Here is a 24,937-nt window from a genome sequence, read left to right on the forward strand (position 1 = left end):
TTTACTATGGAAACGGATGTGGATGTGGATTTAATTTTTCATTCGTTAAAGGTTCGTCTGTATATCCAAGTGTCATCGGTACGGTATATACCCGGTCCAATCCTGTAACTCGAGTAAGATGGTGTCCGAACGTCATCGGTAACATGCCTGGAATAATAACTTTTACACAGTATAGTCCGTTCTTTTCTATAAGGGGAACGGTTTGATCTACAACGATTATTTCCAGATTAGATTGATGCAAACGATTTAAAAGTTGGTGGAGATCGGATGTTAAATCCATATCAAATGATTGTGATACATTCATTTCTTGGAACGTTTGCACCGGTGCATCTTCTCGTAAAAGGAAGTGAAGACGTTCTTCCGTTTCTTTCAATCCATACAGCATACTATGGTCTTCCATTTTATTAACGAAATAAGGATCTTGTAAGCATTTTTCGTAGTATTCTCTTTTGTGCTCGAGCTCATCGTCTGTTATAAGTAACATGCCTGCTATTTCTTGAATGGCGCTTTTTAAGGCTTGAATAGGATCTAAATGAGCGCCTCCCGCACAAACAACGTTCATTCCATTTTCACGCGTATTTTTTGCAATTACCCATAAGCTCGGGATGCCGTGTTCCATCGTCGCATTAAAAGCGTATAATTCATATCCGGTAATCGTACGTAACCGCTGGATCATTAATTGTAATTCTGTATCATTTGCTGAATTAAGATCAAGGCGGGGAAGAGGTAATTCGGCATACCAAGTGAGTAAGAAGGCATCACGCTCTACAATTTCTAAAATGCCGTGAAAAATCGCTTCTTCTAAACTACCGCCAATTGCACATCCATTTGATGTTTCATACACGAAAGCATCTCGATGACCGAGGCTGTAATAAGCAATTGATTCAGGAACTAAAAGCGGTCTGTTTTGTGATAAAGAATATCCCCATACCCAGTTTTGCTCATAATCAGGATCAAACGGTTTAAATGGAAAATTATTACGATTGTAATGTTCATTTGTATGTACACCGAGTGTGAGGGGATTTAGTGCATGTTCCTCTAAATCATGAAAACTACCATGCACATTTGTTTTTTTTCCACGAGGCGACATACCGCAATATCGTTCTAAACCTTCTAAAATGGCAGTTGCTTCACTCACTGCAAATGAATGAGTTCGGCCTGCAACACCTTCATTTCCAAACATTAATGGCATGTTTATAATGACGTCAGCGAATGGTAATAAAGAATGCTGTATTTTGCCGTTCAACATACCGACCCGATAATCTAAATAGTCTCTTGTTAAAAATGTGTTTAATTCATGAATGGAACGGCAGCGATACGTTTCGGTGCTTACTTTTAAACTCGGTTGTAAAGAAACTTCCGCCGCATCCGCAGTATCATCAGGTAAATTACTACATACAGGACAGAGAGGATCTGGAAGAAAAGAATGCCGCGTACATTGTAATGTTTGTAAGTTTAGTAAAATAAGTTCATTTTCTAAAGAGGAATGGTTATGAGTTAATATTTTTTCTGTTTCTGCGCAAATAATATGGCACATTTGCAACATTCCATTTTGGGTGGCACGTACATCACGCCTCGTTACATTATCTGCTTTAAAGGCATATTTCCGCTGTAGTTCCCACATTTCTTTTTGATCAAAGCCAGCGATAAAACGGCGTCCATCAGAACAATGGGAACATCCGGGCGCAAGAGGATGAATGTAAGGACCGATAATACCTTCGCCAAATGAAGTAAAACCACGTAGCCACGGGATATGTTTTGACCGAAAAATTAGCTCAGCATCATGATGAATAGTAGAAGGAGATCCATCATGTAATACGAGAGCGAGATGAATATTTTCAGGAAGTTCTTCTGTAAGGGTATGCTGGCGAATGATGGAATATTGTTTGCATAATTGATCATGTACATAGTCTGCAAGAAGGCCATCTCCTATAAGCAATATATTTTGAGTCATAGACCGTCCTCCTTTGCAATTAATACTCCGTATACACCGTCTAAGCTTTCTTTCAAAAATGGTTCAATTGCTAAATCAAATACGAATGGGTAAAAATTATGTTCTTCTAAATGTTGTAAGGCGAGTTGTAAAGATTGTACGCTTGGAATGTCTTCTTCCGCTTGTATTTCCACTCTAAAAGAATCCGTGTCATATAAAATAATAGACGATTCAGGCAAGATATTAGCTCTGTAAGGAGTCTCTTCACTTTGAATGTGGAGCAGTGATAGTTGTAGTGCGTTCCGTAACGCTAACGTCATATTAATATTAGATGCACCGTACCATCTATCATTTATACCAACCCAAACGACTGGAAAACTAAGAATCTCTTCGCTCATTGCGATTTTAGGTGTTTCATGAATTGTAGCAAGGGCATCGTAATAAAATCTACAATGTTTATCGTGAATATCAGTTAAATCAATCGTTGTAAGTTCTTCTAGCATATGTGATTGCCGCTCATACAATTTATTGTTTAAATGTTGTTGTAGTGCCCGGTAAAATCCTTCTGTCATCGTTTCTCCAGCCCCGATACCGATATCGTTATGTTCAGGAATAAGGCGGTGAATGATTTCTGCTACATATGTTTCAATTCCTGTTAAACCAGCTTCTCGGCGTGCTTCATTATGAGTCAATCCACTGCGAGTCATAAGAGGCAGAAGGGGAGCTGGGCCATCTGATAGTGGATTGGCTACTTGAATATAGCACTGTGATAACGGTAATTGATATGAATCTTGTTCATCCCATACATGGAATATACCGGATTCTTTAGAAGTTAATGAGTCAAAAAATCGGAATACATCAGTTGAAGTATGTTGGTTCGACCGATGCTCAAGTTTTTCAGAAAGATTTTCTATCGTATCAATTGTAAAACTTTCATCAGTTGCAAGAGGGTGTTTTATAAAAGGATGCCACGTTCCTTCAAGTGTTTCATAGTTTAATAAAAAGAATTGTGATTCTTTTTCACGATATGAATCATCCGCGACATGTTTAAATAATTCAAAAACGATTACATTTGCTAACATGGCAGATGTAATTGGTGAGAAGGAATCCGATGAATTTTCATTTTGCAAAGTCGTTTCATGTAGCCGATGCCATGCGGATTCCCAGCATTCATCACGATTTTCCGTTACGACAGGTCCAGCTATACCGAGTGTTGATAAACAAATAGCTGGTATAAAATTCTTTTTCGTTTCTCTACAAATAGTGTGAACTGTTTTTAAACCGTCAATGTCTCCATTTTGAGAAACATATAAAATCCAATCAAAAGGTTCGAATACTTCATGCAAGGGACGGTCAATTGTAGTATCGATTTCTTGAAGGAGTACACTATTATCAACTTCATATGCACGTTCTATTAGCTCATGTATTCTGTCATAGTTTGTTTCATCTCGATCTGTAACGAGGTAATGAAATGTAGGTAAACCAGATTCTAATAAAGAAGAAACTAAAGAAGTAAGCATATCTCCGGAGCCAAGTACAAGGACATTTGCTCCGCGGTATGTTTCAAATTTTAAAGCACCTGAATGAGAATCAGCTTCTAAAAATTCAATTTGTGAAGCATATCTGTCGAGTAATGTACTGTTTAATTCATGAGGTGCATCTTGATTTGCATCGCGAACGAAACCATTTTCATATAAAATCTCTCCAATTTCAAATACTCGATTTTGATAGGGGAGAGGGAGGCCATCGGTTATTTCTGCTAAAGAATAATTCCCGTTAAACATTGGCATTAATTTTTCAATCCAGTCATAAATTCCATCACCGTCCATGCGAAATGAACTGGCGTTATTTCGAAAATAGACACCCCCGTTTGAATCGGGGAGGAAGAAAGTATCCTTATTTACTTTAAGTTTTGCATGAATTGGAAGGTTATTCATTTTAATCCTCCTTACGTTTAGGCATACATTATTACCTTATGTCATGAAATTTGTCCCGTATGAACACAATAAAAAAAGGCTGTAGAATGATTCATTCTACAGCCTTTAATAGATTTTTAATCTATCAACCTTCTAATAATAATGACTTTGGATCTTCAAGCATATCTTTAACAGCAACAAGGAAGCTAACTGCTTCTTTACCATCTACAATACGGTGATCGTAAGATAAAGCAATGTACATCATTGGGCGGTTTTCCATACGCTCGTTATCAATTGCAACTGGGCGTACTTGGATTTTATGCATTCCTAAAATACCAACTTGAGGGCTATTTAGGATCGGTGTTGACATTAGAGAACCGAATACACCACCGTTTGTAATTGTAAATGTACCACCTTGTAGTTCTTTTAATGAAAGTTTGTTATCGCGTGCTTTTTTACCTAATTCACGAATCTCGCTTTCGATTTCAGCGAAGTTTAATTGGTTAGCATCGCGTACAACTGGAACAACTAATCCATCTGGAGCTGCTACTGCAATACCGATATCATAGAATTTTTTAATGATAAGCTCGTCACCTTGAATTTCAGCATTTAATAGTGGGAATTGTTTTAATGCTGCAACAACTGCTTTTGTGAAGAATGACATGAAGCCAAGACGTACATCATGTTTTTTCTCGAAAGCATCTTTGCGTTCTTTACGTAATTCCATGATCGCACTCATATCAACTTCGTTAAATGTTGTTAACATTGCAGATGTTTGTTGAACTTCTACAAGACGTTTTGCAATTGTTTGACGGCGGCGGGACATTTTCACGCGCTCAACTGGTTTTTCGAATTCCGTTTTTGCAACTGGAGCAGGAGCTGGACTCTTTGGAGCAGCTGGTGCTTCTTTTGGTGCTGCAGCATGAGCTTGTACATCATGTGGTCTCACGCGTCCAAGTGGATCTGTACTACGTACGTCGTTTAAGTCGATTCCTAATTCACGAGCCATTTTTCTAGCAGCTGGTGATGCGATAGGACGGTTTGTATTTGGTAAACCTTGTAGTGTTGCAGTTTGCTCACCATTTGGTGCCGCAGCTTTCGGTGCTTCAGCCGTTTCTTGTTTTGGTTGCTCAGCAGCCGGTGCAGGTGTACTTACTGCAACTGGTGCTCCATTAGCATCTAAAATTGCGATAGTTGCGCCAACTTCAACTGTATCCCCAGGTTCGCCTAGTAACTTCGATACAATACCTGAATCTTCTGCAATGATTTCTACATTGACTTTATCAGTTTCAAGCTCAACAACGCTGCCACCTTTCTCAACTTTGTCGCCTACGTTGATAAGCCATTGTGAAATAGTTCCTTCAGTAATAGATTCTGCAAGCTCAGGTACTTTAATTTCGATCATTTTAAATGTCCTCCCCTTATTTGCCTAACGGTGTGTTTTTTCTTCTTTTGTCTTCGGTAATCTCCATTTGTTAGCCTGGCCTTGGGCAGATATTCTGCCCAAGGAACAAGCTAGAAACCTTCATTGTTACTTTTTAGTTGCTGTAAACTTCAATTTCTTGTTTATCTTGACGGAAGTTATACTTCACATCTAAAGCATGTGCAACAATTAGTTCTTGCTCAGCTTTGTGAGCGAATGGATCGCCGCCAGATGGACTAGAGCGATCAGGACGTCCAATGTAACCTGTTTTCACTTTATCTCCAGCAAGTTCGAACAGAATTGGAGCCATGTAATGCCATGCGCCCATATTACGAGGTTCTTCTTGAACCCAAATGATTTCTTCTAAGTTTTTAAAGCGTTTAATAATAGATTGAACTTTCTCAGCAGGGAATGGGTACAATTGCTCAATACGAACGACATGAACTTCGTCTAAGTTGTACTCATGTTTACCAGACTCGATTTCTGCTGCTAAGTCAATTGCCATTTTACCTGTGCTTAAAACAAGACGTTTTACTTTATTTGGTTTCATGCCAAGGTTTTCTTGTTCTAAAGCAGGTTGGAAACGTCCTTCGCTTAACTGACTAGCAGTTGAAAGCGTAAGTGGGTGACGTAATAAACTCTTCGGCGTCATCAATACTAATGGTCGAACAGCTTCTGTTCCTAAGATAGATGCTTGACGACGCAGGATATGGAAGTATTGAGCCGCGCTCGTTAAGTTTGCAACTGTCCAGTTATTCTCAGCAGCTAACTGTAAGAAACGCTCTGGACGTGCACTAGAGTGCTCTGGTCCTTGACCTTCATAACCGTGTGGTAATAGAAGAACTAAACCAGATTTTTGACCCCATTTTGCTCTTCCAGCTGAAACATATTGATCAAATAATGCTTGCGCAGTATTGGAGAAGTCACCATATTGCGCTTCCCACATAACAAGAGTTTCTGGAGCGAATACGTTATAACCATATTCGTAACCAACAACAGCAGCCTCTGATAACGGACTGTTATGAACAGAGAACGAAGCATTAATGTTTGGTAAGCGATGTAACGGTGAATATGTTTCATTTGTATCAGTATCGTGTAATACGATATGACGGTGTGCGAATGTACCACGCTGTGAATCTTGACCAGTTAAACGAATTGGCGTACCTTCTTGTAAAATAGAAGCGAATGCTAATGATTCAGCAAGTGCCCATTCAATTTTACCGTTCTCTTCAAGAGCATCTTTACGGCGCTCAAGAATTTTCTTCACTTTCGGATATACGTTAAAGCCTTCTGGCCAAGATAGTAGACCTTCATTAATTGCACGAAGTGAGTCAATCTCAACACCAGTATCAATTGACTGAATACCTTTTGCAACAACATCTGGTACTTTAACGTGAATTGTTGCGTCGCTCGTATCAGCTGGTGGTACTTGTGCATAGTCGGATTTTAATTGCTCTTGTGTAAACTGTGTAATTGTTTCAACCTCATCTGCATTTAGAACACCAGCAGCTTGTAATTGCTCTGCATAAATTGCTCTTACAGTTGGATGGTTTTTAATTTTTTTGTACACTTGTGGTTGCGTAACTGCTGGATCATCCATTTCGTTATGACCGTAGCGGCGGTAACCAATTAAATCGATTAAGAAATCTTTTTTGAACAACATGCGATATTGAATCGCAAGGTTAGCAGCTGCAAGACAAGCTTCCGGATCATCAGCGTTCACGTGAACAATCGGAATATCGAAACCTTTTGCAAGGTCACTTGAATATTTCGTAGAACGAGAATCATAGCTATCAGTCGTAAAACCAACTGCATTGTTTGCGATAACATGAATCGTTCCGCCTGTTTGATACGCGTTCAATCTGCTTAAGTTGAGTGTCTCAGATACAATACCTTGACCAGGGAATGCAGCATCACCATGAACTAAAATTACGAATGATTTTGAAGTATCTTGATCTGGAAGACCAGATTTTTTACGATTCTCTTGAGCAGCACGTGCGAAACCTTCTACTACAGGATTCACGAACTCAAGATGACTCGGGTTATTTGCTAATGTAACGCGAGTGCTAACTTCTTCGTTACTAACGACTTGTTCTCTACCTAGGTGGTATTTCACGTCGCCAGTCCAGCCAGAATTGGCTACTGCGCCTTCTATTTTTGCATGTTTGAACTCAGCAAACATGTGACTATATGGTTTTTCTAATACGTGAGCAAGTACGCTTAGACGACCGCGGTGAGCCATACCAATCATGACATCCTCTACGCCGTTTTTAGCACCTTCTAGAACAATTTCATCTAAAACAGGTACAAGCATATCAACGCCCTCGATAGAGAAACGTTTTTGCCCAACGAATGTTTTATGCAAGAATTGCTCGAAACCTTCAACAGCTGTTAAACGTTTTAAAAGAGCAGTTCGTTTTTTATTTGATAGTGGTTGACGCAATGAATTTGATTCCACCATTTGATGCAACCACGCGCGTTCTTCACTATCTTGTATATGAGAAAATTCATAAGCTAAAGATTTTGTATAAACGTCTTTTAATCTATGAATTACATCAAGTGCAGTGTGAATACCTTCTGGTGCATCTGGCCATACTGTTTTCGCTGGAATCGCTTTCAAGTCAGCATCGCTCAGTTCGTTCATTGCTTTCTCAAGAAGAGATTGTCCATTTGCAGCATCTTCCATCGGGTTGATGTGAGCCAACGTGTGCCCGAAAGAACGAATCTGCTCAACAAGTTGAACGACTTTAAGAATTTTTTCAATGTTACCTGTGTTTTGAGGAGAAAAATGTGTTGCTGTGTTGTCCCCTGTTACGACATCATCTTGAAACGAAGGAGCTCCAAAAATTTCAAAAAGCTCTTGTAATTCCGGATCAACAGAACCTGCTCCAGTTACGTAAAGATCATACTGCTCAATAACATAACCAAGGTTCGGACCGTGGAACTTGGCCCAAGGGTTTGTCGTTGTATTCTTCCTCGTCATTTGTTTAAACCTCCCAATGCATATAATCCTTTTCCATACAAAGGTGCATTTTGCTCTTTTTCAATAAGTAATGAATCAGTAATCAATGTAAATGTTTTCTTTACTCTTATGTTATTACAATAATTTACATAATACCAAACACTATTACTTATCTGTTTTGTAAAAAAACATTCACAATAACTTATCACCCAAGTTAATCTTTCATGTTATAAAGTAATTTTACAGAAAAATGGGGTGGATATATTTGGTATGCCTATACTAATAGCTATAATTGTTGCATTTAAATATAGGTATAATAGTTAGAATGTTTCGATAAAAATAGTTTGAATTATGTATATTGAAATAATAAGCGCTTTCATAGATATTATACAACAATATAACGGAATATAGTATAAAAAATAAAAAATTATGAATTTATCGTAAACTTTATTTAGATAGTGTTAAATATTGAAAGGAAAGTGAAGGATTTCTACAAAAAAAGTTGCTAAACATAAAAAATGCTTCATAAACAGTTAGTTTCTATAAATATGACGAAAAACACCGTAAAACAAATAACGCATTTCTTGGAATAAAGAAATAAATGAAATATTTTAAAAGGATAAAACAAATATGGAGATATTAAATTTTAAAAAAAGAAGTGAGGAGATATAGTAACAGTTATTTACAGTGTTCCGTGTTTCGCTTCAAAATAGACGTGCTGAAATTTAAAAAAGTTTCTTCTATATAAATAGCGTGAATAATAATCAAAATATATGTAAAGGGAACTTGACGTAAAGTTTCCTTTACATATATACTCGGTATATGGAAGGAGGGAGAAATTTCCTTGGAAAATAAAATGGTCGAATACCGGAAAAAATTTGGACTATCTCAAGAAAAGTTGGCTGAGAAACTTGGAGTTTCCAGACAAACCATTATCTCAATTGAAAAAGGGAAATACGATCCATCACTTCCGCTAGCATTTGAAATAGCGAAAACATTTCAGACAACAATAGAACATGTATTTATTTATGAAGGAAAAGAAGAGGGGGAATAGGGATGAATTATTCACAAAAGTACTTTGTGATTATGGGAATTATTTTTCTATTTATGAGTGGATTTATGATATTAACAGGTATAATGACGCATTCTGCACCGCCAAGTCCTACTTATACGTTACTTGCAATGATGATTATGTGTTTCTGCCTTAGTTACTTGCACCCACAATTTAAAGAAAAAGATGAGCGAATGAAACTTATTCGTTATAAAGGAATGTTTGTAACCTTTTTTGCATTAACGGCATATTATCTTCTTTTCTCTATCGGCTTAAACTTAAAAATACTTACACTATCAGCTACTGAATTATTGAATATACTTATGGCACTTACAATGAGTACCGTCTTTATCTCATTTGTTGTTTTAGCAAAAAGATATTAAGATGGAGGAGAGAAAGGAAGATTAAGATATGCAAATGATGTATGCTTTTGGCATTGGGCTTGTATTATTTTTAGCCGTATTCTTATTTATTCGTAAAGACGTTCAAGGTGGGACGTTAACGAAGCGAGGATTTTATAAATTAATCGGCTGTTTAGTTGTTATGCTTATAGCAATTATTGTAATGATCGTATTAATTAATCAGTCACTATAGAATGTAAAAATGGAACCTTACTTCGGTAAGGTTTTTTTATTATTAAACCTAAAAATTACCACCTAATCCATTTACCGTAAATAATTTGTGTTATATAATCCAATGAAATGATAGATAAGGAGTGTAGTATATGAATAAAAGAACTATCTTCTATTTATTAACTTGTATACTACTTGTTGCTAGTACTACTTATATAATATGTAACAAAAGAGAACAAGTGCCACCTATATTAGTATGGGACGAACAAGAATACTATGTTACGAATGAACCTGCCAAAGTAGAAGAAGTTGGGCAAAAACTTGGCGAAGTAACAAAGAAAATTAAAACAAGTAGAAAACCTACTAAAAATAGTGAATCTAATACATTACAAGAGAAAACAGAAGTATTCATAATGATTGAGGAAGAAAAAAGTGATTACCCGCCTTTAATCATAAAGGAAGCTTATAGTGATGAATATAGGGTAGTGAGACCGATGTTGAAGCAAGTATTATGATGAAAAGGGGATTCATATGCAGACAGTAACTTTGTATCCGTGGTCGTTAAGAAAAATATTTGTCTTTTTCCTCCTATCGGTGCCGCTTACATTTTGATGAATAGAGGAGCAATACAAAAGAGAGATTACATTTTATATTTATTATTTACTGATATTAATATATCACTTTGGTTATTGCTTATGATTTTTGATTGGAGTATGTGGATGGTGGCGGGTAGTAGGGAGCAGAAAATGTGGTTCATTTGTGCTACGGATATAGATTGATAGAAGAGGGACCTTGTAGGAATGCTGCAAGGTCCTTTATCTTTTGGGAATTAATAGGAAACGAATCATATAAATGCTATACTAAAAAATGTTTGTAATGTAAGTTTCATAATATTGTATGATGCTGACTTACTAGAAAAGATAAGAGGAGAATGAGTGTGCAAAAGATAAAGAGATTATTGCTATTAATGATGGTAGTAGGATTAACAGCAGGTGTTTTAGCAGGGTGTGCAAATCCGAAAGATACTACAGAAGAATTTTTAACAGCGATACAAAAAGGTGATGTAGAAAAAGCTCGTACATTTGTTGAGAGTGACAAGGAATTTAATAAACTAAATGAAAAAACAGATGATGCTGAGGCAAAAGCAATGCTAAGTGCAATTACAAAGAACTTTAAATTTGAAAAGCTAGAAGAAGTATCGAAAAAGGATGACAAAGCAGAAGTGAAAGTGAAAATTACATCTGCTGATCTATCCGTTGCTGTAACAAAAGCAGTGGGAGAAGTTGTGCCAATGGCCTTCGCTAGCGCATTTAGTGAAGACAAAGAACAATCTGAAAAAGCAATCGAAAAAACAATGACCTCAACTATCATCAAAAACTTAACGGATAAAGATGCAGCAATGGCAACTCGCGAAGTTACATTGAACTTAAAGAAAGACAAAGATGGCGACTATAAAATCGTTGCTGACGATAACTTGAAAGAAGTATTGTTTGCAAATGCGAAGTCTTTGGAGAAGATGTTTGGTGGGAAGTAATTGAATGAGATAAAAAAGAGACGCCATATCACGTAGAAGGTTGATATGGTGTCTCTTTTTCATATGACCCCGGAGAGGCTCGAACTCACGACCTCCACCCTGTCAAGGGAATAGAAAGATAGGGTACATAAATACTACATATTTATAACGGCAAGTAAAACGAACCACTTACTTCTAGTTAAAGTTAAAATAATTTTATAGTAGTTGGAAAATGTAGTCAAGTAGTTTGCTAGACTATTTTTCAAATGTATCCTATTCACGGACTTTTTTTCCTTTATACTGTATAATTTAATTGTTAATTATTGGTGAAAAGGTAGGAACCTTTTATAAAGATAGCTAATAAATTCATGTAGTTCTTTCTTATTTTTGGGTGTTTCCTGTCCTACTATAACAGACAGGGATTTTTGTTTTCAGTCCTCTTATAGCTTCTGACGTTGTATTAATAATTTTGTAACTGATTATAAGATAGTTTCACTGGTGCTTTATCTGTTTCTAATCCTTTCATGATGTATAGTAACGATAATTCTGTCTTATCTAAGTTTTTTTATAACAACATTAATTTTAAATATAATCTTTTAACAATACAAATGAGAGGAAAATTAAATAAGAGAATTTAAATATATATATGGATACTGTAAAATATAGAATAAAAGTAAAGATATTCTATTTTAAAGGATTGGGAGGAAGGATATGTCAATAGAACATATAGATACCTTGCTATTAGATTCAGCAACTAGGACATTAGCTACGGAAGGTACTAAGCACCTATTTGGAATATTAAAAAATAAAATACACAATGTTTTTGAAAGGAAAAAAATAAAATTTGAATGTTACGATGAACTAGCTGAAAAGTTTAGCAGATACCTAGAGAGTAGTGTTAATGAATACCGCACTATTCCAACCATTGCTTTAAAACACCACAAAGTGTATTTAGAACAAGTATATCAACCATTAAAGATAATATCTTTAGAGTTCAATACTTATACTAGGCCTACTAATGCTGTATTACTAGATACTTATAATGAAGAATTTTTTGAAAACCATCCCAAATTACTTATTACTGATAATGCTGGTATGGGAAAATCAACATTCTTAAAGTTTTTATTTTTATCTTCAATTAGGCAGCAAATTCAAATACCTATGTTTATTGAACTAAGAAAGCTTAAGAGTGACCACAGTGTAATAGATGAAATATATAAAAAAATAAACTACTTATCTTCTGATTTTACAAAAGAACATATCATAGAACTGATAAAGGACGGAGACTTTCTCTTTTTCTTTGATGGATATGACGAAATCCCTGGAAATGATAGAGAAAAAGTATCTTCAGATTTAAAACAGTTTATATCTTATGGTAATAAAAATCGTTTTATTATCACCTCTAGACCGCACCACGGTCTTAATTTTTCCGACTTCGAGAAGTTTGAAATTGCAGGTTTAAGAAAGGAAGAAGCCTTTGAATTAATAGATAAATACGATAAAGTTTCAGGCTATAATATATATGAAAATCTTGTGAAAACCATTAATAAAGCAAAAGGTAAATTTAATGAGTTTTTAGCGAATCCCCTATATGTTTCCTTATTATACCTTACATATAGAGATAAACATGAATTACCTTTAATTCAAGCGTCTTTTTATCGTCAGGTATACGATGCACTTTACTCTGACCACGATTTAACTAAAGAAGATGGTTATAAAAGACAAATATCGAGTGGGCTATCTAGGGATGAATTAGATGTTTTTTTACAACATTTTGCGTTTCGTTGTATCGAGGATAGTATTAACGACTTTGAAACCGATTATCTTTTGAATGTAATTAAAGAAATACTGAAGGAGGGTGTACTTGAAAGGAAAATTGAACCCTCTGAAGTTCTTATGGATATAGTACAGAATGTTCCTTTATTAATTAAAGAAGGTTCTAGCTATAAATGGATTCACAAATCCTTTATGGAATATTTTGCTGCTAAATATATAGCATTTGAACCTGATAAGATACAATTTCTAGAACATCTATGGGAAAACCAACTTACTTATTTAGACGATTTCTCTAATTTGCTTACTATTTATGCGGATATTGATAAAAAAACATTCAATGATATTTTCGTTAAAAAGTTATTAGAAGATTTCATAAATCATGTAGAAGGGGAAGAACCTACTGGGAATGTAAAGATATTAAAGCAACTTAACTTTCATAGAGAACTGCTTCTTGTAAAAGAAAGAGATACTACTGTCAAAGATGAAATTGTTAATAGCTTTATGCATAGTAATCTAAATAAAGACATTGCGAAAATCTTTACACAGAGGTACGGGAGATGGCTTGTGAACGAAGAAACTTACTATACCTTTGGTAGTATGTTTTATCCTATGCTTGATGAAGATAAAGACCCGTCACTCGAAATATTTGCAGTACAAGGAGATATAAAATCTTTTTATAATCTAGAATCTTTACTGAATATTCTTTCAGCAAAGGGGTATCCTTTTGTGCAGTTGGACCCTAGTCACATTCTGCCTACTGATATAAGCGAAAAATTAAATGATTTTAATTATAAATTTGAAGAAGGTAGCTGGAATACCTTACATTTAGCCCACAATATACAAGTGAAAGGCACTGAAGCAGAGAGTTATATCCTATTCATAGCACGGGCTTTTACAGGCTGCCTAATTCTTAATTACGATGAAGCAAAGAATTATCTAGAGAAACTGGACAATCGAAAAAAGAGTATTTTAGGTTTTATGAAAAGAACAGAAAAGAACTAAATCATTATGTTTAGAGAAAATAATTTAAATGATATTAGGACGGCGGCTATTTAAGCCGCTTTTTATTAATTTTATCGAATGTACGTATAAATAAATCTTTCATGGCTTTTTCACTTGGCTGGTTATGTTCGATAATCTATATAGTAAACTTTCCATCTTGTACAAACATAATATAAAACGGCTACAAGCTGTTAAGCCTGTAGTCGTTTTCTTTACTTGCTTTTTACATATGTATTTCAGTATTTTATTTGCTTACTTTGCTACAACTTCCCATTTTGACGACCATTGAACATATAATTCTTCGGCTTCTTGTTGTAAACAAATACCTTTTGCATTAAAAAATTCCCATAGAAACCACTGGTCATTAGCTTTTTTTTCATTTTCTTTATGTGCCGCTACTAATATCAAAAATTCCTTTAAGTGCTTCTCAGCTTGTCTAAAATATTTATTAGCTTCTTCTTTCAAGTCTCCTATAAACGCTAACTTTAGAACTTGTACAGATTTCCCGTTTATTAATTCAGATAGCCCCTCTGTTTTTTCTTCCCATTCAATTTTGCTAAACTCCATTTTTAAGTACCCCATTTCATTGTGTTTTATATAATACAAATGAGTAGTACCAGTTATAAAATAAAAAAGGACAAACAAAATAAAAAAGGACTACTGCATATTAAACAGTGTCCTCTTCACTTTCTTCTATTTCAATTTCATTTGGATTTTCAAAACACCAATAAACATAAGTTTCAAATTCTTCCATAGTCATATTATTTAACATAGCAAGATAACGGACTAATTTATCCCATTTTTCTAAAGCTATATCATCTCTTGTCTTAATCCACTCAAAGGGATTTTTGTTACCCTTTGACATATTTACTTCAGCACATAACGGAACCATATTTTCTAATATTGTTCCACCATGACCTACTGATAATGGTATAAAATGGTCAAAATGTATATCTTCCCTTTTTTCTGTTAAAGCACATCCCATGAAATGGTCTAAAATTTCTTTTTGTTCTTTTATTGTTAACGTATCAAGCAATGTATATTCCCTAGCCCGTCTTCTTAATTTATGCAACCTTACTGTTTCAGGGTTTCGTTTTTTCCATTTATTTTTATATTCTCTTGCAAGTTCTTTATTCTGAATGCACCATATCCGTCCTAACTCTTGATAACGCTGCTTATTTTCTTGATAATGCTTTTTCTTATAAGCCTTAATTTGTAGCTTATTTTGTTCGTACTGTTGTTTACTCAATTCTCTATAATGTTCCTTATTCTGTATATAATGCTGTTTTTTATATTCTTTTAACTTAGTTTTATTTTTCTCATAATACAATTTATGTTGCTGTTTAACATACTCTTTATTCTCTATACGGTATTCCTTAACACGCTGTTTAATAATTTCTCTATTCTTTAAATAATAAAGCTTATGTCTTTCCCCTATAGTACTTTTATCTTTTTGATACTGTATCTTTTTACAGCATTTACAATGCGATACTCTTCCACCTAATCCATCTTTATGTCTACTAAATTCCTCTAAGGGTTTAATCTCATTACATTTTGTACACTCTTTTGCTTCAACACTTACACCATTAATAGTAATTTTCATAAGTTGTATTCTTTTACGTCTACTCATAAGTAATAACTCCCACTCCTTAATTTTTACTATTAATTTAAGTATGTGCTGAACAAATAAATCTAAACCTTAAACCTATATATTTATAATTCTCTGTATTTTTTTACACAATTACGTAATACCGTAATAGGTTAAGTGAATAGTAGGTATACACATACACCTTAAGTTAACTTAGAGTAACTTTAACTCAATCCAGTTAACTTCAAGTAAAAAATAGACGTACCAGTCGATATAACTAGTACGCCTGTCTGTTCATTATGCCGATAGGACTTTTTTAGATTTAACGGCATGAGGTGAACAATGCTAACGCTAAAAGAAGTAGCACTTTTATTATATCCAATATACAAAATACTCACCAGTCCAAGTTTTTCAAAAGTGGTGTGAAATTTTTAAGAACAATCACAGGTAAGATAAGGTTAGTTAAAATTGAACCACCCTTATCTTATTGAAAGTTACTGTTACCCAAGTTTAGAAAAGTGGTGTAGAAATGTATAACGGACTAGCCCCAGACCCTAGACCACCTACTTCCCCCTGTGGGGGGCTTACTATCAAAAAAAATAAAAGAATATATGTGTATTTTGGTAGGTACATTGTGACAGGGACATATGATAGTATCTTAAGCCGCATACTTGCGTTGCTGATTTCATACTTGCATTTGTATACACATACGATAGTGTACTGTGTGCCTGTGGCTTGTGTGCTGGTGTATGTGTATGCGTGTGTGGTCTACGTAGACTCATGTGTATGTGATTGCATGTGTATATGATTGCATGTGTATATCCGTATGTAGTGGGCACGGCGTAGGGGATAGGGAAGGGGACTACTGCATGCTATATAGTGCAGTATACTAGGCATGGTACACGTGGACACATATCTAAGGGAGTAACCTCATAGATGGTTGTATATAGGGTGTTATAACGTAGGGGAGGGAATAGGGGAATAAAGAGGGAGATATTATTTAACAGCTATGTACGGGGGCTAGATTGGTTTAAGGATTTCTTTCAGAAAAGGTTATTTTAAGAAAAGATAAATAAAAAAGTACATAAAGGTGTACCTTTGTAGACGGTAAAGAAAAACTTCTTCAATAGTCTATTTAAAAAGAAAAATAAACCTTTGTATACGTTTGTGAAATGATTGACCTTTATAGACGGTTGGTGTATATTAAGCCTATCGAATAAATAAAGGGCGGTTTTATCGTGAGTATTAATTTTGGCTATATCCGTGTATCAACTAAAGAACAAAATTTAGATAGACAGTTAGCGGCTTTACAACCTTATGTAACAGACGAGAAATACATATATAGTGATAAGGCTAGTGGTAAAGATATGGAACGTGAAGGCTTCCAAAACATGCTAAAAGCCATGCGTGAAGGCGATACGCTTTATATTAAGTCTATTGACCGCCTAGGACGCAATAAACAACAAATTAAAGACTACCTAGAATACTTTAAGAAAGAAGGAATACGGGTTAAAATAATTGATTTGCCAACTACTATGCAGGACGTTCCAGCAGGACAAGAATGGGTAATAGATATGATTAATAACATTATTATTGAGGTGTATACTACATTGGCCCAGCAAGAAAGAGAAACTATTAAACAACGGCAAAGGGAAGGTATTGACGTTGCAAAGGCTAAGGGTAAGCATTTGGGGCGTCCTGTTATGGAACTACCGAAAGAGTGGGGCAAGCTATATAAAGATTGGAAAGCTGGCAAAATGACTGCTGTTAAATTTATGGAGGAAGTAGGCATGAAAAAAGCAACCTTTTATAAAAAAGTGAAAGAATACGAAAATACGTTATAAGCCCCTGCTGTATGGTAGGCGGCTTTTTCTTTGTCTTTAGAGGTATATTCTAGAAGGAGTTTAAAAACGCACTGCTGAAGCCAGGGGGGATAATACTTGTGGTTTTATACTAATTTCCACAAGGGAAAAACATTCGCAAACCCATACATAACAAGGGTTTAATAGCTGTCATTACTATTAAAAAAGATTTTTCAAATTCACAATATTTCACACACCCAAGCGGTATTTATTCGCCTATTTCAGCTAACAAAGCATAAAGTATTGTCAATACAGTTGCCTTGCACTAATACAAATAAAAAACCCCTACTAGCGTTAACCAGTAGGGGTTACTTTAAGAAACGTCTTATATTTCTTTACGTACCTTATTTTTTAGCTTTTGTTTTACCTTCTCTATTTCTGCCAATCTTCTTTTACGTACCTTCTCACTTTCACTATTACTTCCTTTGAATACTGAAAAACACTGGTGCTGAAGTTCCTCCGCATTCCCCAACATATTTAACGCACGGTTATAGAAGACTTTGCCACAAATACGGCACTCATGTGGTACTGCTACCATTACATTAAAAGGACGCCACTCAACTGTAATAAACCTCTCGTATTTATCATTCAATAACTGCTGGTATTCCTCAATAGATAACGTTTTAAAGCTAGCTACTTCATAGCTTCTAATTTCATTTTCAAATTCTGTATACATTTTATTCCCCCTATTTACTGCACGCCTAATAGCCCCACTAATGGCACAGTACGGCGGCGTATTCTTATCTCTTTTCTTTATTACTTATGACAGTATTCTTTTCATAGATATTATCTTTAGATAGAAACAACGGGCGAAGCCCTATTTTAATTCTTTGTCTTAATTCTTTATACTGTAATTCTTTATAACCGCCTTTTTTTCGTTTCATAGAAATTGGTTTCTTCCTACCTTTAAACCCTAATTTTCCAAGTAACACACATATGTGATTAATAACTTTTGTGATTAATAAAAGCTGAAAATCCTTGTAACTAAAGGGTTTCCTTTTTTCATAAAGCACACAACGTATGTGAATTACTATCTCGCCTACAATTTCGCCAACTTTCCCCGCATACTTCTTTCCGCTTCTTCTTCCAATTGTCTAGCGTTGTCCTGTACGGGTGGTTCTGGCGTTGAATTTACCTTACTTTTAGCCTTCAATGCTTCACGTTGTTTCTCCGCTTTTTCTAGTTTTTGCTGATATCCCTCTAAACGCCCCTTGTCTTTCTTTTCTTTCTTATCAATAGCAGCAATACGCTGGTCATTTTTGGCTTTTAAGTCGGGAAATATTTCGCCCAAATCTTCTTTCTCATATGGAGTAAAAACATAATAAATATTTTTGTTTCCGTACTCATAATTCTTTTCTTTAATTATCAGCCCTGCCCGTTCCAATCGCTTTACTGAATTACTTACGGTTTCCCCGTTCATTCCTGTTACCTTCGCTAAGTCACTGATTTTAGGAAAAGCGTAACCATATTCAACATTGGTATATTGAATTAAATTAAGGTATGTCAGTACATCCGCTGGTAAAATTAGTCCTAATTGCGTGTAGTAATTCAACTGTATAGGGCAGATTACATAATTAGTGGTAATGTTTCCTTTTGCTAATGTCCCACTTACTGGAATTTGAATGTTTTGTTTAGTTGTCTTTTTATTCATGTGTAAGTTCCTCCTTCATGTGCGTTGCAAAAAGGTAGTACCTGAATCACACCCAAACGGGACATTAAATTTGTGATTAATAAAAAAAGAAGGCAAACCACAATGGCTGCCTTCACTATCTCATGTTATTTATTTTGTTTTACCTTCAGCTTTGTCTTTTGCTTCTTGCTGTAACTGTAATCCTAATGAGAGTAGGGCAAATGCTGGTAATCCTTGCAAAATACTAGTATCGCCTTGTTTTATCTTGTCTAGCAGTTCTTTGCTGTATTGCATTGTTATTCGTTCCCTTCTTGTCCATAGTCACGAATAATAAAGCTGTTACCCTTAACGGTGTTATGTCCGTTCGTAGCTTGAATAAAGTCTGAAGGTGTAATGTTTAGATACCCTACTTCTAATGGTGTTGACGTGTTAATTGTTCTACGTTGGTAGTTGTAAGCTTCAATAATCACACTATCACCAGCTAAACAGTCATATACATCAGTAACAAAGGTTTCCTTATCAGTTTCCAGCATTACACTAACGTCAGCTACAGACTGCATAATATCAGAAAGCCCCACACGTACAGCTTTATTCATTTCTTCAGTGAATGCGGCACTTAATTCCCTGCGGTCTTCATTAATTGCTTGTGCGACTGCTGGGGCATGTTTTAACCGTGCCTGTGTCTTACGTTCTGTACATTCTTCTAAGTACACATCAAGTGCTTGTAACTCAGTTACTAGGTGCTGTTGTTCATTTTGCAAATAAATACGTTCACCAATTTCAAAAGTCGCTTCCATATCAGCAAGCACTTTCGTTAATTCAGCTTGTTTCACTCCTTGCTGTTCCTCAATACTATTAGCGTACTTTTCAATATCAGCCATATCTTTCTGAAATGCTTGAATAGATTTCTTTGTATGACGGTGTGGCTTATATCCTGCAATTACTTTATCTAATTCTTTTCTATCAATTTGAAATAACATTTGTATTTTCCCCTTTCTTTTGTCCTTGCTGTTTCTTAGCAAACATTACAGCTTGTATAGCTAATTTTGTTTCTTTTATGCTAATAGCTGTTTCCTTTTCGGTTGTACGTAAATGAAATAACTTATCTAAAAGGGCGTTTGCTTTGTTGTCTAACTGTTCATCGGTATAGCCCTTTGTTAAAATAGCAGCACTCAATCTTTCTAATTTCTTTGTCATACTTTGTACCCACGTCTGGATTTGATTTCCATTAGCTTTCTATAAGAATCAATTTCTACCCTGTCGATACGATAGCGGCGTTTTAATTCCTCTACACGGGCATAAACATTTGGACTAAAATCTTCAACGTTTCCGCTTTCGTATTCGCTAATCATTCTTTGACTTACCCCTAGCTTTCCAGCTACATCAGCTTGTGTTAAATTGCGTGAAAGCCGAATGTACCGAAGCATTTGCGGCTTAATTTCAGGTTTATAGGGTAAGCCCTTATAATCTCCAAGCATTATTAAATACCCCCTTTGATAGTTTAAATAGTTTCATTTCTCCTTTTGCTGGTACAAAAAATCCCCCACATCAAATGACATAGGGGCTAAGGTAGAAAATTGTACAACATATAAGGAGAATAAGGGGGAAATAAAAAAACGCACACAATGAAGTATGCAGTCTTATAAGTTCCCCCTATACTAATGTGTGAGAAATAGAGGGAGTTTACAGGTGTATTTTAGAATTATTTTCAATTTCCAGCTATGTATTACAAGGGTTCTTTCTTCTCTTTTGGTCAAGCTTATTATAGAAGAAATTAAAAATACTTTAGCTGAAAAGAAGTTTATTTTTAAATATGCGTTGTACAAAGAATCTAAAGTCTACTATATTATACAATCTATATAACTAATAAAAATTATGGTAAAATAATCCTATAAAAAAGAAAGGAGGTCGTCGACTTGACTATTGAATTATTGCCACAATTTATTAGAGACAATTACGAAGTACATGAATGGAGACATGCTTGTGCCATATTAAAGGAAGATTTTCCAAATGAGTGGAATGAAATTATAGATGTATTAAGTAATTTTAGGTTACTGAGAAGTGATATTGTACAAGCAGGTGGGCGTAAATCACCAATTTCAAATAAAATTGACTCGCATTTTTATAGCTTAGAGTGGAAAGAGAAATCATTTGATACTAAGATTGTAATCGATGAAAGCGAACTAGAATCTCCAACTCATAGTATTGATTGTTTCAAAAATAGAATTGCTGTTGAAATTGAATGGAATAATAAGGACCCTTTTTACGATAGAGACTTAAATAACTTCCGTTTATTATTTGACCTTAGGGCTGTTAGTGTTGGTGTAATTATTACCCGATGTACTCACTTACAATCAATCTTTAATAATCTTGGAAAAGGAAGTTCTTATGGGGCTTCTACAACGCATATGGACAAATTAGTACCACGTATTGAAGGCGGCAGTGGTGGCGGTTGCCCGATTTTAGTTTTCGGAATTAAAGATAACCTTTATGTAGAAAATATTTAAAATCATGAGGTAGAAAATATGACTATAAAATTCGATGACTCATGGATAGAAGCACACTATCATATCGCTGAGAAAAAGAATGGTTTAACTATACTTAAATCCCGCCATCCTGATAGATGGAAAGAAATAAAATTTGTTTTAAGTAACTTTAGATTATTGTATTCTGAAGTAGCTAGTTCTGGTGGTGGAAAATCTAAAGTTACACAAAGACTGGAAAAACTTTTCAAAAAAAAAGGATGGAGAGGGGTAGAAGTAGAACACTCTAGCGTTATTAGAATCGGGAAAAATTTCAACAAGAAAAATAAAGTGGTCTACAAAAGAATTAAAGGAACCTCCGAAACTCACGAACTTGATTTATTCAAAAAACAAGTTGGCATTGAGATTGAATGGAACAACAAACATCAATTTTTTTCTAGAGATTTAGAATTATTTTCATATCTGTACGAGGTCGAAGCTATAGAGGTTGGGGTAATTATTACAAGGCACCACGACTTAGAACACCTATTCAAAAGATTAGGTGTTAGTACCGTTAACGATAAATCTAAGGGGAAACCTATAGCCGATAAATACGGAGAAACAACAACTCAAACAGATAAGCTTGAGAAATTACTTAAAACTAACAGGTTCACTTGCCCTTTAGTAGTAATAGGAATAACAGAAGACATTTTTACATATTGGTAATTAAAAGGTCGTAGGTATTACGACCTTTTAATTATTATGAACGCTTAATTAATATTAAACATTCCAATACATTTCTACTTTTATCTTCTTTACGTCCCATTGTACTGTGTGCGTAGTCCTGTAAGCGAAATTCAATTGAATAATTATCATCAAACGTACTCTTCGCTATTTGAATTACTTCGTCCGCTTCAATCATACCAGTATCACTGTAACTCAATACTAGATTCGATTGTTTCTCATTTATCTTTTCAAACATGGATTGAAACGCTTTTTTAACTTTCGTTTTAATACAGAATGGTGACTGGTGACGGTCTGTACGATATCTTCCTTTAAATTTCACTTCAGGATAATCATAACGCACAAGTGTTTCAATTGCATGATAAAAGCGTGAATAGTGTACAAAACAATATGGTGGGTCAGCGTAAACCGTAGAATTGTTTTCTATGCTTTCCAAACAGTCCATATAGTCCACTGAAATTACTTTATGTTGTAAGGGATTTTCCCCTAATGTTTGTTGAAATTCTGTAAACTTTCTTTCAAAGAATGAAGCTATATCTTTTCTACGATAAATCAGTATGTCTTCCATTGATTTAATATCTTTAGCATCCCTATATTGTGCGTAATGTCCCGTACTTTGTGAGTTATAAGACATAGCAAACATTAGGCTAGCTAGGATTGGATAAAACACTGGTTCATCTTTGTACCTGTCTGCTACTTCCCTTATAGCATCAATCCATAGACATTGTTCAAAATTCCAATATGTCCCTGAATAATTCTTTACGAACAAGTGAAAAGGAAACTCGGAAAAATCCATGTTAATTAATTCTTGCTGTGCTTTTTCTAACTCGTTAAACTCTTCTAATGTAAATTCACGGTTATAATTAAACACTAAATCAGGGTATGAGTTTTTAAATACATTAACTAGTTCTTCAGCTTCTGCTAATGTATCTTGAAGAATATTTGGGTACTTGTCCCATTCATAGTTAGATAAATATGTGTTTGCTAAAACTGCTGAATACTGTTGAATGTCATTTGACATCATAGGTACTTGATTACGCAATGCCCCTGACAACACGGTTGTTCCTGCGAATAAGTCAACTACTGTGCCTCCTGAGTAGCATTCATTAATTCCTTCTACCACATACTCAATGATAGCACGTTTAGAACCCATGTATTTGATGATAGAAGGTATACTGCCTTCTACGTATAATCCATTATTATCCTGTAAATTATTTTGTACCATTTGTGGGTTATTTTTTAATGTTTCTGTCATAATATCGTTCCCCCTAAAAAGTAAGTATACCATTTAAACCACAATTCTTAATAGCATTTAACTCATTAAATAAATTCATAAAATATCCCATTAGCAGCATTTAGCAGTTTAGGTCTTATATGAACTCCTTCTTGTATTTCTTCAATTAAGCAATAATATAAGCCATCTAATTTTTTCTGTAACGTTCCGTAATAATAAGCATACATATTACGAACCTTCCCTAATTTAATGTTTCTAATCGTTTGTTTAAACGCTTCTAATCCTTCATGCAATAATTCACTACCTTCATATACAGGCTTCAGTTTATTTACGGAAATAGAATACATCTTGTATAATTCCTCAATTATTGCTGCATTGTCAAAGAAGCATTTTACAAGGTTTGTAAATGCACTAGGAACTCTTTCTGAAACAAATTCAGCGTTTAATTCTGTATGTTTCCCATTTTTCACATTTTCTTTTTGATTATTAATAAATACGTCTTTATTACGTTTATTTATATTTTGATTGTTAGTTTCAGAAGGGTTATTAGTTTTATTTGGTACGTCAATTTTTGCTTTTTTCACTACATCATTTTGTTCTTTAATGTCGATTTTTGATTGATAACATTGAAATACATATACATTATGTCCCTGAAAATTACCTCGTTTTGTATTATGTACAACAATTAAACCAAGTTCCTTTGCTTTGCGTAGCATACGTTCAAAGGTACTTCTTGAAATGCCTATGCTACCTTCATGAGTAGCTGAAATAATGGTTTGAATTTTAGCATTAGAGACACCAGCAAACTTACAACCATAACGAATAAGACGCTTTAATGCGACTAATTCACCTTTAGTAAATTCCTTTTTAATATCCACTAACCACTGTTCTACATTATTATTAAATTCTTTTATATCCCTAAATCGTGATAAATGCTTAAATTTTGTAATGCTTCCAGCCTTCATATTCCCCAAGTTCCCCTCTCGTTCGGGAACATTCCAACACATACCTCTTATTTATCTAAAAAAGGCAGCAAGAAACGAAACCTCTTGCATTATATTTTTTAAAAAATTATAATGGAGGTGCTAAATGTATGGAACGTCCGTTATTTAGGTTTTGTACGACTTTTAAATTAGAGTCACCTATGGCAGTGAAGTGCACCCCAATTGTTAGACACAGTCTAACAATTGGAGGTGCATTTTTTATGGCTAAATTTTCTTCAAAAGAAAAAATCCAAGCGGTGAAACGATATTTAGATGGTACAGAAAG

General features: G+C 34.8%; 24 protein-coding genes and 2 pseudogenes. 10 read left to right on the forward strand and 16 right to left on the reverse strand.

The genetic code is table 11. From position 1 onward, the window contains the following. Window positions 1–4: 4 nt before the first annotated feature. The 4 genes from CGQ22_RS28985 to odhA form a co-directional block, all read right to left on the reverse strand. Complete coding sequence (locus tag CGQ22_RS28985; RefSeq protein WP_089149689.1) at window positions 5–1,954, reverse strand: TOMM precursor leader peptide-binding protein; 1,950 nt, start codon at window positions 1,952–1,954, stop codon at window positions 5–7. Beyond that, window positions 1,951–3,870, reverse strand: coding sequence for a putative thiazole-containing bacteriocin maturation protein (locus tag CGQ22_RS28990; RefSeq protein WP_001061558.1), 1,920 nt, complete (start codon window positions 3,868–3,870; stop codon window positions 1,951–1,953). Before CGQ22_RS28990 ends, CGQ22_RS28985 begins: the two co-directional genes overlap by 4 nt. Window positions 3,871–3,994: 124 nt before the next feature. Continuing rightward, window positions 3,995–5,254, reverse strand: coding sequence for a 2-oxoglutarate dehydrogenase complex dihydrolipoyllysine-residue succinyltransferase (gene odhB / locus CGQ22_RS28995; protein ID WP_000569894.1), 1,260 nt, complete (start codon window positions 5,252–5,254; stop codon window positions 3,995–3,997). A 133-nt stretch (window positions 5,255–5,387) separates the two neighbouring features. After that, on the reverse strand, window positions 5,388–8,255 hold the full coding sequence (gene odhA / locus CGQ22_RS29000; RefSeq protein WP_089149690.1) for a 2-oxoglutarate dehydrogenase E1 component: 2,868 nt from the start codon (window positions 8,253–8,255) through the stop codon (window positions 5,388–5,390). Between the two features lie 823 nt (window positions 8,256–9,078). On the opposite strand from odhA, the gene CGQ22_RS29005 reads away from it, so the two are divergent. From CGQ22_RS29005 to CGQ22_RS29030, 6 genes and pseudogenes are all read left to right on the forward strand, one after another. After that, window positions 9,079–9,288, forward strand: a complete 210-nt coding sequence (locus CGQ22_RS29005) for a helix-turn-helix transcriptional regulator (protein ID WP_000428506.1) — start codon at window positions 9,079–9,081, stop codon at window positions 9,286–9,288. A 2-nt stretch (window positions 9,289–9,290) separates the two neighbouring features. After that, window positions 9,291–9,668 carry a hypothetical protein gene (locus CGQ22_RS29010; protein WP_001109911.1) on the forward strand — a complete coding sequence of 126 codons (378 nt, stop codon included), beginning with the start codon at window positions 9,291–9,293 and terminating at the stop codon, window positions 9,666–9,668. A 28-nt stretch (window positions 9,669–9,696) separates the two neighbouring features. Then, window positions 9,697–9,879, forward strand: a complete 183-nt coding sequence (locus CGQ22_RS29015) for a DUF3976 domain-containing protein (RefSeq protein WP_001178294.1) — start codon at window positions 9,697–9,699, stop codon at window positions 9,877–9,879. 130 nt (window positions 9,880–10,009) lie between these two features. After that, window positions 10,010–10,372, forward strand: coding sequence for a hypothetical protein (locus CGQ22_RS29020; RefSeq protein ID WP_001042764.1), 363 nt, complete (start codon window positions 10,010–10,012; stop codon window positions 10,370–10,372). Between the two features lie 16 nt (window positions 10,373–10,388). Next, window positions 10,389–10,636, forward strand: a pseudogene (locus tag CGQ22_RS32640) (hypothetical protein). Window positions 10,637–10,794: 158 nt separating this feature from the next. Beyond that, window positions 10,795–11,391 carry a DUF4878 domain-containing protein gene (locus tag CGQ22_RS29030; RefSeq protein ID WP_001169497.1) on the forward strand — a complete coding sequence of 199 codons (597 nt, stop codon included), beginning with the start codon at window positions 10,795–10,797 and terminating at the stop codon, window positions 11,389–11,391. A 299-nt stretch (window positions 11,392–11,690) separates the two neighbouring features. Here CGQ22_RS29030 and CGQ22_RS33055 read toward each other — a convergent pair. Further along, window positions 11,691–11,896, reverse strand: a pseudogene (locus CGQ22_RS33055) (GntR family transcriptional regulator). Window positions 11,897–12,081: 185 nt separating this feature from the next. On the opposite strand from CGQ22_RS33055, the gene CGQ22_RS29040 reads away from it, so the two are divergent. Beyond that, on the forward strand, window positions 12,082–14,148 hold the full coding sequence (locus CGQ22_RS29040; RefSeq protein ID WP_089149691.1) for an NACHT domain-containing protein: 2,067 nt from the start codon (window positions 12,082–12,084) through the stop codon (window positions 14,146–14,148). A gap of 252 nt (window positions 14,149–14,400) precedes the next feature. Here CGQ22_RS29040 and CGQ22_RS29045 read toward each other — a convergent pair whose 3' ends face one another. Then, entirely contained in the window at window positions 14,401–14,715 is a 315-nt protein-coding gene (locus CGQ22_RS29045) for a hypothetical protein (RefSeq protein ID WP_089149692.1), read from the reverse strand. A 100-nt stretch (window positions 14,716–14,815) separates the two neighbouring features. Further along, on the reverse strand, window positions 14,816–15,778 hold the full coding sequence (locus tag CGQ22_RS29050; RefSeq protein ID WP_089149693.1) for an HNH endonuclease: 963 nt from the start codon (window positions 15,776–15,778) through the stop codon (window positions 14,816–14,818). A gap of 1,196 nt (window positions 15,779–16,974) precedes the next feature. Between CGQ22_RS29050 and CGQ22_RS29055 the strand changes: the two genes are divergently transcribed. Next, on the forward strand, window positions 16,975–17,580 hold the full coding sequence (locus CGQ22_RS29055) for a recombinase family protein (RefSeq protein ID WP_089149694.1): 606 nt from the start codon (window positions 16,975–16,977) through the stop codon (window positions 17,578–17,580). 343 nt (window positions 17,581–17,923) lie between these two features. Here the strand turns inward: CGQ22_RS29055 and CGQ22_RS29060 are convergent, their stop codons facing one another. The 7 genes from CGQ22_RS29060 to CGQ22_RS29085 all read right to left on the reverse strand — a co-directional run bounded on the left by CGQ22_RS29060 (window position 17,924) and on the right by CGQ22_RS29085 (window position 20,706). Continuing rightward, window positions 17,924–18,274 carry an RING finger protein gene (locus CGQ22_RS29060; RefSeq protein ID WP_089149695.1) on the reverse strand — a complete coding sequence of 117 codons (351 nt, stop codon included), beginning with the start codon at window positions 18,272–18,274 and terminating at the stop codon, window positions 17,924–17,926. A gap of 64 nt (window positions 18,275–18,338) precedes the next feature. Next, entirely contained in the window at window positions 18,339–18,482 is a 144-nt protein-coding gene (locus tag CGQ22_RS32205; protein ID WP_175423350.1) for a hypothetical protein, read from the reverse strand. Between the two features lie 155 nt (window positions 18,483–18,637). Continuing rightward, window positions 18,638–19,249 carry a helix-turn-helix domain-containing protein gene (locus CGQ22_RS29070; protein WP_089149697.1) on the reverse strand — a complete coding sequence of 204 codons (612 nt, stop codon included), beginning with the start codon at window positions 19,247–19,249 and terminating at the stop codon, window positions 18,638–18,640. Between the two features lie 129 nt (window positions 19,250–19,378). After that, window positions 19,379–19,522, reverse strand: coding sequence for a hypothetical protein (locus tag CGQ22_RS32210; RefSeq protein ID WP_175423351.1), 144 nt, complete (start codon window positions 19,520–19,522; stop codon window positions 19,379–19,381). 2 nt (window positions 19,523–19,524) lie between these two features. Next, on the reverse strand, window positions 19,525–20,208 hold the full coding sequence (locus CGQ22_RS29075) for a metalloendopeptidase (RefSeq protein ID WP_089149698.1): 684 nt from the start codon (window positions 20,206–20,208) through the stop codon (window positions 19,525–19,527). Continuing rightward, window positions 20,192–20,425, reverse strand: coding sequence for a hypothetical protein (locus CGQ22_RS29080; protein ID WP_089149699.1), 234 nt, complete (start codon window positions 20,423–20,425; stop codon window positions 20,192–20,194). Before CGQ22_RS29080 ends, CGQ22_RS29075 begins: the two co-directional genes overlap by 17 nt. Next, window positions 20,422–20,706, reverse strand: a complete 285-nt coding sequence (locus CGQ22_RS29085; protein ID WP_089149700.1) for a helix-turn-helix domain-containing protein — start codon at window positions 20,704–20,706, stop codon at window positions 20,422–20,424. The genes CGQ22_RS29080 and CGQ22_RS29085 overlap by 4 nt, the downstream gene beginning before the upstream one ends. A gap of 438 nt (window positions 20,707–21,144) precedes the next feature. Between CGQ22_RS29085 and CGQ22_RS29090 the strand changes: the two genes are divergently transcribed. Together CGQ22_RS29090 and CGQ22_RS29095 are read left to right on the forward strand one after the other, a co-directional pair. After that, window positions 21,145–21,735: a BglII/BstYI family type II restriction endonuclease gene (locus CGQ22_RS29090; protein ID WP_089149701.1), complete on the forward strand. Its 591-nt coding sequence runs from the start codon at window positions 21,145–21,147 to the stop codon at window positions 21,733–21,735. 18 nt (window positions 21,736–21,753) lie between these two features. Next, window positions 21,754–22,416, forward strand: coding sequence for a BglII/BstYI family type II restriction endonuclease (locus CGQ22_RS29095; RefSeq protein ID WP_089149702.1), 663 nt, complete (start codon window positions 21,754–21,756; stop codon window positions 22,414–22,416). Between the two features lie 34 nt (window positions 22,417–22,450). On the opposite strand, the gene CGQ22_RS29100 is transcribed toward CGQ22_RS29095, so the two are convergent. Further along, entirely contained in the window at window positions 22,451–23,689 is a 1,239-nt protein-coding gene (locus CGQ22_RS29100) for a DNA adenine methylase (protein WP_254704092.1), read from the reverse strand. A 65-nt stretch (window positions 23,690–23,754) separates the two neighbouring features. Further along, complete coding sequence (locus tag CGQ22_RS29105; protein ID WP_175423352.1) at window positions 23,755–24,633, reverse strand: hypothetical protein; 879 nt, start codon at window positions 24,631–24,633, stop codon at window positions 23,755–23,757. Window positions 24,634–24,937: the final 304 nt, after the last annotated feature.

The organism is Bacillus sp. M13(2017), assembly GCF_002218325.1.
Taxonomy (GTDB): domain Bacteria; phylum Bacillota; class Bacilli; order Bacillales; family Bacillaceae_G; genus Bacillus_A; species Bacillus_A thuringiensis_K.

Bases quoted from the DNA above. Each gene is read 5' to 3' on its own strand.
- CGQ22_RS28985 (WP_089149689.1), bottom strand. From the start codon at position 1,954: ATGACTCAAAATATATTGCTTATAGGAGATGGCCTTCTTGCAGACTAT.
- CGQ22_RS28990 (WP_001061558.1), bottom strand. From the start codon at position 3,870: ATGAATAACCTTCCAATTCATGCAAAACTTAAAGTAAATAAGGATACT.
- odhB (WP_000569894.1), bottom strand. From the start codon at position 5,254: ATGATCGAAATTAAAGTACCTGAGCTTGCAGAATCTATTACTGAAGGA.
- odhA (WP_089149690.1), bottom strand. From the start codon at position 8,255: ATGACGAGGAAGAATACAACGACAAACCCTTGGGCCAAGTTCCACGGT.
- CGQ22_RS29010 (WP_001109911.1), top strand. From the start codon at position 9,291: ATGAATTATTCACAAAAGTACTTTGTGATTATGGGAATTATTTTTCTA.
- CGQ22_RS29015 (WP_001178294.1), top strand. From the start codon at position 9,697: ATGCAAATGATGTATGCTTTTGGCATTGGGCTTGTATTATTTTTAGCC.
- CGQ22_RS29020 (WP_001042764.1), top strand. From the start codon at position 10,010: ATGAATAAAAGAACTATCTTCTATTTATTAACTTGTATACTACTTGTT.
- CGQ22_RS29040 (WP_089149691.1), top strand. From the start codon at position 12,082: ATGTCAATAGAACATATAGATACCTTGCTATTAGATTCAGCAACTAGG.
- CGQ22_RS29045 (WP_089149692.1), bottom strand. From the start codon at position 14,715: ATGGAGTTTAGCAAAATTGAATGGGAAGAAAAAACAGAGGGGCTATCT.
- CGQ22_RS29050 (WP_089149693.1), bottom strand. From the start codon at position 15,778: ATGAGTAGACGTAAAAGAATACAACTTATGAAAATTACTATTAATGGT.
- CGQ22_RS29060 (WP_089149695.1), bottom strand. From the start codon at position 18,274: ATGTATACAGAATTTGAAAATGAAATTAGAAGCTATGAAGTAGCTAGC.
- CGQ22_RS32205 (WP_175423350.1), bottom strand. From the start codon at position 18,482: ATGAAACGAAAAAAAGGCGGTTATAAAGAATTACAGTATAAAGAATTA.
- CGQ22_RS29070 (WP_089149697.1), bottom strand. From the start codon at position 19,249: ATGAATAAAAAGACAACTAAACAAAACATTCAAATTCCAGTAAGTGGG.
- CGQ22_RS32210 (WP_175423351.1), bottom strand. From the start codon at position 19,522: ATGCAATACAGCAAAGAACTGCTAGACAAGATAAAACAAGGCGATACT.
- CGQ22_RS29075 (WP_089149698.1), bottom strand. From the start codon at position 20,208: ATGTTATTTCAAATTGATAGAAAAGAATTAGATAAAGTAATTGCAGGA.
- CGQ22_RS29080 (WP_089149699.1), bottom strand. From the start codon at position 20,425: ATGACAAAGAAATTAGAAAGATTGAGTGCTGCTATTTTAACAAAGGGC.
- CGQ22_RS29085 (WP_089149700.1), bottom strand. From the start codon at position 20,706: ATGCTTGGAGATTATAAGGGCTTACCCTATAAACCTGAAATTAAGCCG.
- CGQ22_RS29095 (WP_089149702.1), top strand. From the start codon at position 21,754: ATGACTATAAAATTCGATGACTCATGGATAGAAGCACACTATCATATC.
- CGQ22_RS29100 (WP_254704092.1), bottom strand. From the start codon at position 23,689: ATGACAGAAACATTAAAAAATAACCCACAAATGGTACAAAATAATTTA.
- CGQ22_RS29105 (WP_175423352.1), bottom strand. From the start codon at position 24,633: ATGAAGGCTGGAAGCATTACAAAATTTAAGCATTTATCACGATTTAGG.